The organism is Rhizobium sp. BR 314, from assembly GCF_047445805.1.
Taxonomy (GTDB): domain Bacteria; phylum Pseudomonadota; class Alphaproteobacteria; order Rhizobiales; family Rhizobiaceae; genus Rhizobium; species Rhizobium lusitanum_B.
Map to the genome: position 1 here is coordinate 1 of NZ_JARWLA010000046.1, position 13,807 is coordinate 13,807.

At 56.9% G+C, this 13,807-nt stretch carries 11 protein-coding genes; 6 read left to right on the forward strand and 5 right to left on the reverse strand.

The window, feature by feature from the left end; all coding sequences use genetic code 11:
- On the forward strand, positions 1-212 hold a 212-nt coding region (locus QD461_RS32640; RefSeq protein WP_414091191.1), incomplete at its 5' end, for a transposase domain-containing protein.
- Positions 213-811: 599 nt separating this feature from the next.
- On the opposite strand, the gene traA is transcribed toward QD461_RS32640, so the two are convergent.
- Positions 812-4,768, reverse strand: a complete 3,957-nt coding sequence (traA, locus tag QD461_RS32645) for a Ti-type conjugative transfer relaxase TraA (protein ID WP_414091192.1) — start codon at positions 4,766-4,768, stop codon at positions 812-814.
- Positions 4,769-4,957: 189 nt separating this feature from the next.
- On the opposite strand from traA, the gene QD461_RS32650 reads away from it, so the two are divergent.
- Together QD461_RS32650 and QD461_RS32655 are read left to right on the forward strand one after the other, a co-directional pair.
- Positions 4,958-5,182: a TraC family protein gene (locus QD461_RS32650; protein ID WP_414091193.1), complete on the forward strand. Its 225-nt coding sequence runs from the start codon at positions 4,958-4,960 to the stop codon at positions 5,180-5,182.
- Positions 5,183-5,231: 49 nt separating this feature from the next.
- On the forward strand, positions 5,232-5,459 hold the full coding sequence (locus QD461_RS32655) for a conjugal transfer protein TraD (protein WP_414091194.1): 228 nt from the start codon (positions 5,232-5,234) through the stop codon (positions 5,457-5,459).
- Positions 5,460-5,613: 154 nt separating this feature from the next.
- On the opposite strand, the gene QD461_RS32660 is transcribed toward QD461_RS32655, so the two are convergent.
- Positions 5,614-5,802, reverse strand: coding sequence for a hypothetical protein (locus tag QD461_RS32660; RefSeq protein WP_414091195.1), 189 nt, complete (start codon positions 5,800-5,802; stop codon positions 5,614-5,616).
- Between the two features lie 262 nt (positions 5,803-6,064).
- On the opposite strand from QD461_RS32660, the gene QD461_RS32665 reads away from it, so the two are divergent.
- Complete coding sequence (locus QD461_RS32665; RefSeq protein ID WP_414091196.1) at positions 6,065-7,351, forward strand: nucleotide sugar dehydrogenase; 1,287 nt, start codon at positions 6,065-6,067, stop codon at positions 7,349-7,351.
- Positions 7,352-7,365: 14 nt separating this feature from the next.
- Here QD461_RS32665 and QD461_RS32670 read toward each other — a convergent pair whose 3' ends face one another.
- Positions 7,366-8,301, reverse strand: coding sequence for a UDP-glucose 4-epimerase family protein (locus QD461_RS32670; RefSeq protein WP_414091197.1), 936 nt, complete (start codon positions 8,299-8,301; stop codon positions 7,366-7,368).
- 187 nt (positions 8,302-8,488) lie between these two features.
- On the opposite strand from QD461_RS32670, the gene QD461_RS32675 reads away from it, so the two are divergent.
- Together QD461_RS32675 and QD461_RS32680 are read left to right on the forward strand one after the other, a co-directional pair.
- Positions 8,489-9,064: a sugar transferase gene (locus QD461_RS32675; protein WP_414091218.1), complete on the forward strand. Its 576-nt coding sequence runs from the start codon at positions 8,489-8,491 to the stop codon at positions 9,062-9,064.
- Positions 9,065-9,221: 157 nt separating this feature from the next.
- A complete protein-coding gene (locus tag QD461_RS32680; protein WP_414091198.1) occupies positions 9,222-10,607 on the forward strand; it encodes an O-antigen ligase family protein in 1,386 nt (461 codons plus the stop codon).
- A 389-nt stretch (positions 10,608-10,996) separates the two neighbouring features.
- Here QD461_RS32680 and QD461_RS32685 read toward each other — a convergent pair whose 3' ends face one another.
- Together QD461_RS32685 and virB11 are read right to left on the reverse strand one after the other, a co-directional pair.
- Entirely contained in the window at positions 10,997-12,595 is a 1,599-nt protein-coding gene (locus tag QD461_RS32685; protein ID WP_414091199.1) for a Fic family protein, read from the reverse strand.
- 221 nt (positions 12,596-12,816) lie between these two features.
- Positions 12,817-13,806, reverse strand: coding sequence for a P-type DNA transfer ATPase VirB11 (virB11, locus tag QD461_RS32690; RefSeq protein ID WP_414091200.1), 990 nt, complete (start codon positions 13,804-13,806; stop codon positions 12,817-12,819).
- Position 13,807 lies beyond the last annotated feature (1 nt).

Genomic DNA, 13,807 nt, shown 5'->3' on the forward strand with positions numbered 1-13,807 from the left:
CCATTACGAGGAAGAATAGTCTCTTTGCCGGTAGCGCAGGCGGCGGAGAGACATGGGCGACGATCGCCACACTTCTGCAGACGGCAAAAATGAACAACGTCGATCCGATTGCCTGGCTATCCCAGACGCTCACCCGCATCGCAAATCGCTGGCCAGCCGCCGATATTGAGCTGCTCATGCCATGGAACTTCAAACCAGACGCCGTCGGCTAACCGCTTACTGTTTACCGAGGTGGGCGTCGAAAACCTTCAGCAAATTATCCACAATCTTCGCGGAGTCCCCAACCCACCTGCGAAGCTTGTCCCAGAGCGAAACCGAAAAAGGCCGAGGTTGTTTCGGTCCTGACCGGATGGTCACCAAAATGGGTCAGATTCCTGCGCTTTCAATTCGTCTACGATTTCCACCATGCGCGCACCTCCCGAGGCCCCCCAGGAGGTATCATCAGTCGTCATGGGAATCTTGTGGAACCTGCTCCATAAGGCCCGAAATTTAGCGGCCGCAATGCGCATAAGTGAAATCATCTGAAAGTGCGGCCTCTCCGTGGCCATTGGCGGCACAAGGCTTCGATCCTGCCCGAATGAACAGCCGCTTTCTGGCGATGGCTGGGACGCCGGCGCGAAAGGCACCCCTCTATTCCGCTGGCACGCGAGGCTCCTCCAAAAGCCGCATTCAGGCCTGTTGCCATCTCGCTATTACTCATAACCAGCCGAACAACCCGCATCTTCGTTTCCGTTGGAATACCAAACGACGGCTCCTCTACAATGGACCCCGATATGAGCCTGTCGTTTCCCATTAAAGTCTTTGGACGTTCTCAGCGATCAATACCACGGGCACTGTTGATCGTTTGATGTTGGCGCTCGGCGATAATCTCTTCTGCTCTATCTATAGCGACGGCACGCTGGATCGTGCGCAATTGCCCAAAGATGGCTTTGAAGACGGATTGCTGAGACTTTGAGACCATGTTGGCAACATCAGCCTCGTTGCGCAAAATTACACCTGGTCCGAAGCGAGCATCAAGTGCCTTGCTGACAAGAGAAAATTCGTGTCGGACATCTGGCGACAAAAAGCGGACCAATCTTGCCAGCTCGCGCGGGTTCTTCTCCGTCTCGGACGCGATGTGTCGCAGCTCAGTCTCGGCAATTCTTGTTAACGCCGGAATAGGTATTGCCATCCGTTCCCGCTCGATCATGACCGCCGATTTTTCGTTCTTAAAAGCTCGCAAGTAATATCGACCAAGAGCGTGAATATCAGCACTAACTGCGTTAACCGCTTGCAGCGCTTTCCTGCGCTCGCGGCCACCAGCGAGCAGCCTATCCATCGTTCTGCCGCTACCGCGCAAAGGGCCATAGGCAGTTGGCTCTGTGACGACAGCACGTGCAATACGCTCAGAATCGATTTGATTGCGCACGAGATCTTCGATCATCGCCACGGCGGATGCGGGGTCGCGCCAGATCACAGATCCAGTCGCACCGAGTGCAGCTCTTACCTGTTTGTAATCCTCAGTCTCGGTCACGCGCATGCGCGCCTCCTCATCGAGGCTTGCCTTGAATTTCGTGACTGCCGGCAGCATCGCAGGTTTGGTGTTGAGGTCGTCAGTGGTGGCCTCAAGAAGCGGACGCAGGAGCGCTTCTTGTTCCTTCCATTGAGGAGATGCGAGTTGGGCGAGACGCGCATCTTCCGCAATCGATCGGGCAGGGGATTTCACTGCAGATAATAGATCGGAAGCATCCGCGGCCGGAGCGGGAAACGCGTCTTTGCCGTGTCTTGCGTGATTAGCAGTATTTCGCCCCAGAGTTTCAATTGCGAACCCGACGGGCACATTCGCCCGTTGCCAGAGCTGCGTTACATGATCATGTTGTATGGCAAGCCAATTGGATAGACTCTCAACCTTTGCCTCGACGGCGTAACCATACTGCGCGATAGTGTCGATGCCGCACCGCCTTGCGAAATCGAAAGCCGCGGATCGATAAGACGGCTCATTCTCGAAATCGAGCGTCGTCGTCTTTTCGCCGGCGCGCGACAGCCGTTCGACTAGTTGCGCAAAGAGCGCCGGTCGATCAGGTTCGGCGGCAAGCTGCTCTATCCGATCCTTGGCCTTATCAATTGAATATGCTGTCCAGATATTGCGGTCGACAACACGATCCTCAAAGTGCCTTGCGCCCGTTTTCTCATCAATGACAGGCACTTTGACGGTAACTTTTTCGGTTCCGTCCTTGCACATGGTCACTGTATCGCCGACCCCCACGTCGGCCTCTTCAAGCGCCTTGGACAGACTGACGCCCCAAAGGCGATGCGTGGTTCCGTCGTTCGCTCTGACATCAACATAAGGAGAAGGACTGGCGTCGTCCCCCTTGCGAAACTTCGCAAGCCCAGTTTCAACAAGCTCGCCGGTGATGCCAGCGGCATATTCGACGCGTGCCGTCTTGCCCCATTCCACCCTTGGCTGAAAATCTTCTCTTGCCGCATAAAGATCGACACGCTCGCGATGGCGCGTCATGGCAACATATGTCAGGTGTCGGTCCATCGTGCCTGTTGCCAACACGAAAGCGCGGTCGAAGGTCGATCCTTGGGTCTTGTGAATCGTTGCGGCATAGCCATGATCAACATTGCGATAAGTGTCTTCGGCGAACATGACATCCCGGCCACTATCCAACCGAACGAAAAGGAATGGTTCCCCGCCTCGACCCGATGTCGATATGACCGTTCCAAACATGCCGTTCTTGACGTGCTGAACGGTTAGGTGAGGGGCCTTGGGTTCGACGAACCGCGCATTTTCCAGAAAGATAATCCGGTCTCCCTCGCGGAACTCACGTATCCCGCGCTCTGTGCGAAACGACCGCCCCTCCCCAAGTGCATCCTGTTGCAACATGACCGCGCGGATCGCGTCGTTGAGGCGCCTCACATCGCTGTTGGTGTGGGCGAGGACCATCAACTCGTCGCCGCGCAACTTACGACCTTCGACCTGCGCCCTAGCAATGGCATCAAGGCGAGCGCTGGCCCAGTCGGAGACGATGCGTTGAACCGCATCATTGCGCGTGTCGCTTTCGAAGAGATGGCCATGAGCGCTGTAAGCACTCAAGGCTTCCTCAACATTCCCACGGGCAAACAGACCAGACGCCTCTCGCGCCCATTCGTGTCTCTGGCGGCGAACGCCGACCAATTCGGCAAAGCCGATGCGCTCGACGATGGCACGGAAGGAGGCCCCCGCCTGGATCGGCTGAAGTTGCATCGCGTCGCCGACAAGAACCGCCTTCGCGCCGGCATCCTCGACGCGTTTGAGAAGACGCGCCATCTGCTCCGACGATACCATGCCAGCTTCGTCTAGAACCAACACGTCGCCCTTCTGCAGCAGGTCATAGCCGTTTTGCCAGGCAAGCTCCCAAGAGGCTATCGTACGCGAACGGATCCCGGAACTACCATTCAATGCCTCTGCCGCCTTGCCGGCGAGCGCTGCTCCGAGGACGCGCCTGCCTTCTCCTTCCCAGGCGATACGTGCCACACTTAGCAATGTCGATTTGCCGGCGCCCGCAATACCGACGACTGCGGCAATGCCACTATCGGCCGTGATATGTCGAACCGCATCGATCTGCTCAGCGTCGAGGCGAATGCCCTTGTTTGACGCTGCCTCAACTTCATCTATCGCAGCATCAACTTGGGATGACGATACCGCGAAGCCACCGATGTTCGAGAGATTGAATGCCGACCGCGCCATGTGGAATTCGGTTCTGATCGTCGCGCGCGTAGTGAAGACTGCCGGCAGCTCGACCCCACCAGTTTCCGCACTCGCCTGCTGCGGCCGCAGCATTACCAAATCATCCGACGCCATCAGTTTTGCGCGGATATTGGCAAAGACGACTGGATCATCAACGTGACGGTGCAAGGCGCGGGCGATCTCGGCTTCATCGAAAGTCGAGCGCTCATTGCTGAGTTGCCTAAGCAGTAGGTCGGGGTCGGCAGCGAGGCGATCCGCCGTCTCGTGACGCTGCGCCAATGCTGCAGGAGCGAAATAGACATTGGCACCTTTGCGGAGACGTGCCGTGCGGATGGGACCGAGATGGCGCTGCCCCATTCCCCCCAACCCCTGCTCCTTATAGGAGCGCCCGTCTATGCGGATATCGTGACCGGCTAGCGCCAGATGGTGCGTTACCGTTTGAGCCCAGGCACGCTTCCACTCCTCCATCGTTGCTTTGTTGCCTGCCCACCGTCGGTAGACAATTGCTCCTTTCGGCCTATCGGGGGTTTTGAGGCGCAGCGGCTCGCCCCCGTCGTTGACGACAGCGACGTGTTTCGGCCCAAATCCTTCCGCGGTCAGTGGACGAAGCGTGGTCATAACGTGGACGTGCGGGTTGCCCTTCTTGTCGTGATAGACCCAATCCGCCACCATTCCGCGCGACAACAAATTCTCGCGAACGAAGGCGCGCACGAGGGCGATATTCTCCTTGCTGCTGAGCTCGTTTGGAAGCGCAAGGATGATCTCGCGGGCTAACTGTGCATCACGCCGGTTCTCGTAACAATCGACAGCATTCCAGAGTGCTTCGCAGGCGCCGGCAACCGATCGTCCGTCGATTGCGGTTCGCAACCATGCCGGCGTATCGTCGGGCAGAGCGAGTTCCTCATGGATGAGTTCGTCCGCCCTTGCGGAGTGGCGGAACTTAGTCCCAACCTGCTCATCCATCATCTTGGTACGATGACGATAGGCTGCAGCGGAGACAACGCTCTGTCCCGCTCCGCGGCTGATCAATTTCGCTCTCAAAAACATAATAGCCAAATTTGACTCTATCTTTTCTAGCACATCGGTGCAGCACAGAGATCGAAATACCTGCGGAAAGGCCTCGAAAGAGACCAATTTTCCGGATGAATTCTACCTTCCTATATTATTTCAGCCGAGTTGACTACCTTATTTAATACAGTAAAAATGATACCATCAGACTCTACCCTGATAAAGGAAAGGACAGACATGCGTGCAAAAACCACGATTTCCGAGATCGACACGCAGATCGAGCTGCTCAGGGAGAGACGCAAGAAAATGGTCGCCACGGCCAATGAACGTTTCGCCAGCGCGGCACGGAGGGCTGGTCTCGCGGAGCTGGACATTTCCGACGCCGAGCTCAATGAGGTTCTCGCCGCGATCACAGCGCGATTTCGCGACGGCGAAAGAAGGACAACGCGCGAATCCGCTTAAGAGGCTAGATCAGCGGATTATGCTTCTCGAACGAAGGCGGCAGCGCGACATGACAAACGATCGTAAGCGCGAAACGCGCGAAAAGATGATCTTCGGCGGATTGATCATCAAGGCTGGCTTGAGAAAAGCCGATCGCGCATTCCTGCTCGGCGCCCTGATCGAGGCGAGCCGGATCCCGTCAGACACTGCACAATACCGCCAGCTACACAAGATTGGTATGGAAGCGTTCCGAGCCGATGCACGCATGACCAATTCGCAAAGCAAGGACCTAGCATGACGATAAAGTGACGATCGAGCTTAATCCGTCCGAGGATATTGTCAGCGGTCGTACTAGGCGACGACAAAACCGGCAAGAATTGCTGCCACCGGCTTTGCTATTTCGTAAGCGTTATAATCGATCCGGACAGCTCGAAACCTACTGCGTGCAAATCTTACTCTCCGCGGTTGGCCTCGAGAGCGGCAATCTCGTCGGAAAGTTCAGCAATGCGTTGCCGGAGCTCCGCCTCGGTACCGTCGTTCACCTCGCCTTCGCCAAAACAATAGCGGGCTATGTGCAGCTCAAGCTTGGCTTCAAGCTGCTCGCGCTGCGTGCGGAGATGTTTGAGATAGCTGTTTCGCATTGCAAATCACGCTTTCAAAGAAAAAAAGTCTCACTCCCAATAAATAGGTTCGAAACGAGAAAGTTTCGATTGAGGTCCCATCATCCCACCTGAAACTCTCGTCACGAGATGCCGCAATGCCGCCTTTTCACACATGTTTCAAAGCGACCGACCGGTCATCACATTTATGCGACTGCGGCTGAAATGATCCGGAAGGCAAATATTAGGCGCTGACATCGGCTTCGAATTCGGGCTAATTCAGGCGGAGTGTTCGAGGTATGTTGTGTTGAACGAAAAAATTGCCGTCATCGGTCTCGGTTATGTTGGCCTGCCTGTCGCGATTGCGCTTGCCGAAAAATTCCATGATGTAGTCGGCTTCGACATCAAGGCTTCCCGTGTCGCCGCGCTGAAGGCAGGCGAAGACGATACCCGAGAGATTTCTGCCGAACGATTGCGGTCGAGCGGGCTGCACATCAGCAGTGACATGGAGGATCTGCGCGACCGCGAAATCTTTATCGTCGCCGTTCCCACACCGATCGACCGCAATCGGCAGCCGGATCTGCGCCCGATGATTTCCGCCTCGCGCACCGTTGGCAAGGTTCTGCGCAAAGGTTCGATCGTCATCTATGAATCGACCGTCTACCCGGGCGTCACTGAAGAAGTGTGCGGCCCAGTGCTGGCGGAGATTTCCGGGCTGCGTCAGGGCGAGGATTTCCATGTCGGCTATTCGCCGGAGCGCATCAATCCCGGCGACAAGGAACACACCTTCGAGCGCATCGTGAAGGTCGTTGCCGGCGATGATGCGCAAACGCTAGAAAGGATCGCCGCCATCTACGGCGCCGTGGTCGAGGCCGGCGTCCACCGCGCACCCAGCATCAAGGTGGCGGAGGCCGCAAAGGTGATCGAAAATACTCAGCGCGACGTCAATATTGCATTGATGAACGAGCTTTCGATCATTTTCGAGAAAATGGACATCCGCACCGCCGATGTGCTGAAGGCGGCGCGCACGAAATGGAATTTCCTGCCCTTCACTCCTGGCCTGGTCGGTGGCCACTGCATCGGTGTCGATCCCTATTATCTGACGGCCAAGGCTGAAGAACTCGGCTATCACCCAGAAGTCATCCTCTCCGGCCGCCGCATTAACGACGGCATGGGCGCATTCATCGCCCAGAAGCTCATCAAGATGCTGGTTGCGGCGAAAAAGCCGATCAACGGCGCGCAGATCGGTATATTCGGGCTGACCTTCAAGGAAAATGTGCCCGACCTGCGCAACAGCCGCGTGCCCGACATCATAAGCGAACTGCATCAGTTCGGCCTCGAGCCGCTGGTGCACGACCCGATGGCGAGCCATTCGGAAGCTGAAGAAGAATATGGCATAAAGCTCAAAGAATTGCAGGATTTCGGCAAGCTCGACGCCCTCGTGCTTGCCGTTCCCCACGAATCCTATCTGGCCGAAGGTGCCGCCAAGATCTTCGATCTCCTGAGCGAAAACGGCGTCGTCGTCGACGTGAAGGCAGCCCTCGATCGGAGCAATCCTCTATTGGAAGGTCATTCGGTCTGGAGCCTGTAAGCTGAAAGGCCCGCTCAGCGCCCCTTCATCCCAGCACCGGCAACCGTTGCCGTCAGCCCTTCTTCAACCGAGTAAGGCGGCGACCAACCGGCGACCGCCCGCGTCTCGCTAATATCGACCTGAAGCGAGCCTAAGAGCCGCTGCGCGGCGGCTCGACGCCCCAGCAGCGTGGCAAGTCCCTCGAGCAGCGCCGGCGGCACCGGCAGCATCCAGGCCTTGTGCCCCGCGGCCAGAGATAGTTTGGCGATCAGCAGGCCGATCGAAAGATCTTCGCCGTCGCTGACCAGGAACACGCGGTTGCCCACGGACGAATGCTTGGCGCAGAGGAGCATGAAATCGACGAGGTTGCCGACAAAGACAAGCGACCTGCGGTTCCGAACCGCCCCAAATGGCCAGGGAAACGGCCGGGCCGCCCATTTCATCAGGCTAGCGAAATTCGCCTTCACACCTGGGCCGTAGACCAGCGGCGGCCGGATGATGACGACCTCCATGCCGGTTTCCGCTGATATCGCAAGCAAGGCCTCCTCCGCCTCAAGCTTCGAGCGGCCATAGGCATCTTCCGGATGCGACGCGTCCGAAGCCCTAAAGGGCTTACCTGCTACGGTTCCCTCGCCGTTGACCTTGATCGAGCTCAGGAAGATGAAGCGTTTCACGCCCGCGCCCGCTGCCTGCCGCGCCAGATTGGCCGTTGCATCGACATTGACGGCGCGAAACGCGGCTAGCGGATCGGCAGCACTCTCGTTCATGACGTGGACACGGGCTGCCAGATGCATGACGGTATCGACGCCGGCAAGCGCTCCGGTCCAATCGGTATCGCCACTAACTGCCCCGATGGCGGCGAAGCCTGGGCGGGAGTTGCGACTGACCGGCCGATAATCCATCCGCCGGCGGGAAAGCTCCGCGCATAGAGCCTGTCCGACAAAACCCGTCGCACCCGTCACCAGGATCATGCCTACGCTCCCTCTGCTTTTTCGCACCACCATTACCGCAAACATGCTTTGCACGGGATATCGGCGCGGAACAAGGGCGGGGAATCTTGCAGTGGATGGTTGTGCTTAAATTCGCGATATGAGATGCACAGGGTAATGACGACCTTCATCGCCACCTGAAGCGGCGACGATGCAACAACAAGAGATGATGCTTTATACGATCGCCAAGCGCCTTTTCGATTTTCTCGCCGCTTTTGCGGCGGCCATCGTCTTTTTCATTCCGATCCTGATCGTTGCTCTCGCAGTGCGGCTGACCTCGCCAGGTCCGATCCTCTATTGGTCGGATCGGGTCGGCCGGAAAAACCGGATCTTCCGCATGCCGAAATTTCGCAGCATGCGCACCGACACACCGGCGGTCGCGACGCATCTGCTGAAGGACCCCAAGATTTATCTGACGCCCATTGGCTCCTTCCTGCGCAAATCCAGCCTCGACGAACTGCCGCAGCTCTGGTGCATCCTCAAGGGTGAGATGAGCATCGTCGGCCCGCGCCCGGCGCTGTTCAACCAGCACGATCTCGTCGCCCTACGCACGAAACGCGGTGTTGACGCGCTGCTGCCGGGTTTAACCGGCTGGGCGCAGGTCAACGGCCGCGACGAACTGCCGATACCCGAGAAGGTGGCGCTGGACGAAGATTACCTGCGCCGGCGCTCCTTTCTTTTCGACATCAAGATCATCGTACTGACGGCCCTGAAAGTCGTCCGGCGCGACGGAGTTGCTCATTAGCCAGCATCCGGCAAAATCGACATAGCCGATACGCCGGCGTTGAAAAAATGCCGCACTCCTGCCCCTTTGCGGCCATAGAGGCCGTCGAAGGGGCGAGGAATGGCGGAAGTAAACCGACTGCAAATGAAGGCGGACGACGACATTGGACGACTCGCGTATGAACAAACCGCATACTGATCTCGCAGCCGAACCGATCAGCGTCACCAAAGCTGCCGGCAGCATGACAAAACCGGTCGCGATCATCGGCGGCATTCTCTGGCTGCTAGTCGCTTCGCCGACCGTGGTGGAAAGCGATGCCTATCGCTATGCGACGGCGCTTCTCTCCCTGATCGCCCTCTATTATTACATGAAGGCGCCCATACGGCCGCGCACGGACTGGATCGGCTGGCTCTGCATGGGCTGGGCCTTCTATGTCATGGCGCGTTTCTTCATCACCTTCTGGCTGACGCCGCAACACGATATCGGCGCCTCCGACTGGCTCTATGCCTTCCCGTTCTTCTTCCCCATTATGGGCGTCGCCTTCCTGCTCTACGAAGAGCTGATGGAAAAGATCGTCGCGGCTTATTTTGCGATGGTCCTCATCATGCTGGTCGCCACCCAGCATCTGCGCGAGGTCTTTGCCGGCGAAACCATCCGGCCGCTGATCATGAACAACCAGATCCACGGCGCGGTTGCCTGCGGCATGATCGTGATCTTCACCCTGTTCTGGCTGCTGCACTACTTAACGGACAAATCCAGTGACCGCCGGATCGCCCGCTTCGCCTATATCGTTTCGCCCTTCATCTTCGCGCTCTGTTTTATCGCCATCTACGGCGCCAAATCGAAAGGCGTCTGGCTGGCACTCGGCATCACCCTGCCGCTGCTGGGGCTGATCACGCTGACCTACCTGCGCCTGAAGAGCGGCGTCATCGCCATCATTGCCGTTGCAGCCCTTTTGATCGCCGGTATCTATAGCGTCAGGCACAATCTCGACAAGACGGCAGGACCGACCGTGTCGGCGGCCATTTCTATGGTGGAGAATGTGACCAACGGCCATGAGATGGGCGGAGTGGTCTCCAATACCATCAGCTCGACCAACACCCCTGTATCAATGGACGAGCGCCTGCAGCTCTGGTCGAACAGCTGGGAGGTCTTTTCCTCCGCGCCGATTTTCGGCTGGGGCAACAGATGGCTCGAGCGCTGGGCCGAAACCCGCTATTCCCATATCCAGTACACGCTGCTGCACAACGGATACCTGGAAATCCTAGTGCGCTACGGCCTGTTCGGTGCGGCAATCATGGGCTTCATGCTCGCCACCTTCATCCGCGCGGTCTGGCGCGCCCGCAAGGCAGGCATTATTCCACGCGCGGCATGGCACGCCTACATCGCCTGCCTTTTCTTCTTCTCATTGACGCTCCTCAGCAACTCCAACAACCGCCTGGCGATCGGCGAAAGCCTGGCGTTCGCAAGCTCCGCCTTCGCCTGCTGGTGCCATATGCGGCTGAAGGGGGAGTATTTGACGATTGCGAAGGTGGAAAGGAAAGAAGTGGCCGTGAAAGCCTGATGATGATCGCTGCACGACCGCCTCGATAGCAAAACAGAGAACTCCACAATCGAATCTATGATGGTTTGTCCATCCCGAAGCATTGATTGTAATGTTCGTCGTTTCGAAGGGTGAGTGCGACCGTTGTATCCAAGTAGACCGCACGACGCTCGCTCATGCCTGACCAAGCGCTATTTTTTGGCTACAAACGTGTTGATCTATAGTTATATTAGATTCGCGCAAATGCTCGGTGATATTTGCCATCAAAATCAAAACCGTCATTCTTCGTTAAACGAACAAACGTGCGAGCGACAAGCCAGCGGTAGCACCGAACCCGACGAGGGTTTGGTCCGCCCCCTCCTTGCACAGCTGGCGGGGGCAAGGCGTATGCCAGTGCCTACAGAAAGGACCTATTGCCGCCATCGGGGACTGTCGAGCCTATTTTCTTCGGACCGATTGCCACCCTCATTCGATAGGCCGATGTCGAAGGCGTCGCGAACCACCGCCTCCACTGACTTTACCTCCTCGTCGGTCATCTTTTCGAACTCACGGCTGCGCCGTTTCTTGGAAAGCGCACCATCGTTCTGACGGATGAAATTAACGAGGCTGGAGATCATCGCGTCCGGCATCTCAAGGAAATCCTGAATGCGTCGCTTCGCCTCGTCGAAACGCGAGAGGTGATCGATCTCGTTTGGCAGGTCGTGCCTGATCGTCTGAACGACGCAAGCATAGAGAAATTCCGTCAACTCCGTGTAATCTCCGAACCTGTAGAGATCGGTGGTGTCGTTGACGACACGCACGTTTTTCTCCGGTGTCGGCACCCATTCGATAAAGGGCAACAGCGGTCCGGTGTAACCGCGCAGGCGCGCGCCGTACTCCTCCTGGCGTTCAAGAAGTACGGAAGAAATGGGAAAGATCATGCCGGCGGGCGTATATCCGCGCTCGGACAGAACATGGTGCATGAGGTACCGATGCAGGCGACCGTTTCCGTCTTCAAAGGGATGGACGAACACGAAGGCAAAGGCCATGACCGAGGCTTGAAGTACGGCATCGACCCCACTCTCCGCCATCCTGCTTCCTGCGGCTATGATCCCTCCGAGAAGATCGTTAATGTCTTCATGCCGGGCTGAAACGAATTCTGGGAGAGGATCGTCGTTCCAGTCGCGATCGCCAATAAAGCCGCCGGCGTCTCGCAGGCCGCGCATGATGAACCGGTTCTCCTCGATGACAATGTGCTGGAGGCGCACGAGTTCGTCCACTGTGATTGGCCGCTTTCCAGATTGGGCGACGGCCCGCATCCACCGCTCGAGGCGGCTTCGCGGCGGGCGCTCGCCTTCGATCTGATAGGATGCCTGGCTATCCGACAGAAGGAGGAAGCTTGCCGCACGGGCGACGATCCCTTTTCCGATCTTTCCGATGAGCTCTTTGGCTTCGGCGTCCCAGCGGCGGGTGACCGTTTCGACAAGGTATTCGGTACGCCTTAAAACTGGGCAGAATGTGGGTGTGCCGAGAAGATTGTCTCGCACGCGGTGACGGGGTGAATTCACAGGGGTCGATGTAAAATAGCTAGCAGTGTCAAGCGCTTCAACATAGTTCCCCCGTTCCGCGTCTGGAATGTCAAGGCGTGTACCTGTCAGCCATTCATAGAAGAACCAGATCCGGCGCGTCGTGCTGCTCGTCGGCTCGGCTTCGATTAGCACCGCAATCTCACTTGCTGGAACGATTTGAAATAGCCTTTTCAGAACCAATAGGTCGATTGTCTCGTGCCGCAGTGCGAAAGTCAGATGTCCAAGCAAGCTGTCTTCTGGGGCAAAGCGCTTGTCGAAGATCGTCCAATCCTCATGTACTCTCCTGGAACCATAGATGAAGCCCTTTGCGACACACGAGGGAAGACGAACAGGGGCCGCGATCCCGTATTTCTGGACGAGTGCGGCAAATCCAACGGGAACCGTATCCGTTGGCACAATACGCTCCTGGAAGACCGTCGGATTTGCGGGATTGGCTGTCATGCCGACTTCCTTCCTCATCGAGAACCAGGTTACTTCATCGAAGGATGATTATTTTCGGCTCACAATATCGAAAATTGCTTACATCGGAAATCAATTATGTCTATCGAAAAATGCCTATATTTAGTCTCCAATATCGAAAATTGATTAACAACGGTCATCGGCCTCGTCGAAACCGCAGGTTTCGCATCGAAAGTCGAGGAACTAATCATTTCTCCGCTCGATCACGGCTTAAAATAAATCTCGCTCACCCGAAACCGCCCGTCGATCCGCTTGCACTGGACAATGATATCGATCGCGACGTCGAGCAAACTACGAACATCGCTGCGCTCAAGGTCACGACCTCCGTCCGACTCTTTCACGAGCAACGTCAATTGCTCAAATGCCAGCGCCGCAGAATCAGCATGCACCGTTGTGATCGATCCAGGGTGTCCTGAATTGACATTGCGGATGTAGTAGAAGGCCGAGCCGTCGCGCAGCTCCTGTAAAAGAATGCGATCGGGTCGCATCCTGAGGCACGATTCGAGCAAATCCTTCACGCTGATTTTCGCCAGCCCCTGGCCTCCTTTCGAATAGAAAAGTCTGACGTGATTGGGCTGCGAGATGACCAGCTCCGGCGTATCCTCGATCGAGATTATCCGCTCGTGCTCCGGGATATGCCGGATCATTGCCTTCGACAGGGTGGTCTTGCCCGATCCGGTCGCGCCCGAGATGATGATGTTCTTGCGCGCAAGAACTGCCGAACGCAGAAACGTCGCGTAACTGCCTGCCTTAAGCATCTTGTCCAACTTCGTATTGGAGGATTCGATATGTCGGTTCGGCGAGCAGACATTGGAAAATAATCCACCCTCTTCGAGATCATCCAACGTCAGCGTCACTGACGACGGCTTTCTGATCGTGATGCTGACCGTGCCCTTGATCGTTGCCGGCGGAACAACGATCTGAATCCGCTCTTCATCTGGCAAGGAGGCCGACAAGACCGGCCGGGCCTCGTCGATTGCCTGGTTCGAATAGCTTGCAATAGCTCGGGCCAGACGCATCAGCTTCTCGAAGCTAAGATCCGGCAGTGCGTGGTGCCGCCATCCCTCCGTTCCCTCGGTCAGGACTTCACCCGGACGGTTGACGACGATTTCATAGAGCGACGTATCCTTCAGGAAGCGAGACAGTGGCAAAAGCAATTCACGCACGACACCAGCATCTGAAGCTTCCGCCATC

Bases quoted from the DNA above. Each gene is read 5' to 3' on its own strand.
- QD461_RS32650 (WP_414091193.1), top strand. From the start codon at position 4,958: ATGCGTGCAAAAACCACGATTTCCGAGATCGACACGCAGATCGAGCTG.
- QD461_RS32655 (WP_414091194.1), top strand. From the start codon at position 5,232: ATGACAAACGATCGTAAGCGCGAAACGCGCGAAAAGATGATCTTCGGC.
- QD461_RS32660 (WP_414091195.1), bottom strand. From the start codon at position 5,802: ATGCGAAACAGCTATCTCAAACATCTCCGCACGCAGCGCGAGCAGCTT.
- QD461_RS32670 (WP_414091197.1), bottom strand. From the start codon at position 8,301: ATGATCCTGGTGACGGGTGCGACGGGTTTTGTCGGACAGGCTCTATGC.
- QD461_RS32675 (WP_414091218.1), top strand. From the start codon at position 8,489: ATGCTTTATACGATCGCCAAGCGCCTTTTCGATTTTCTCGCCGCTTTT.
- QD461_RS32680 (WP_414091198.1), top strand. From the start codon at position 9,222: ATGAACAAACCGCATACTGATCTCGCAGCCGAACCGATCAGCGTCACC.
- QD461_RS32685 (WP_414091199.1), bottom strand. From the start codon at position 12,595: ATGACAGCCAATCCCGCAAATCCGACGGTCTTCCAGGAGCGTATTGTG.
- virB11 (WP_414091200.1), bottom strand. From the start codon at position 13,806: ATGGCGGAAGCTTCAGATGCTGGTGTCGTGCGTGAATTGCTTTTGCCA.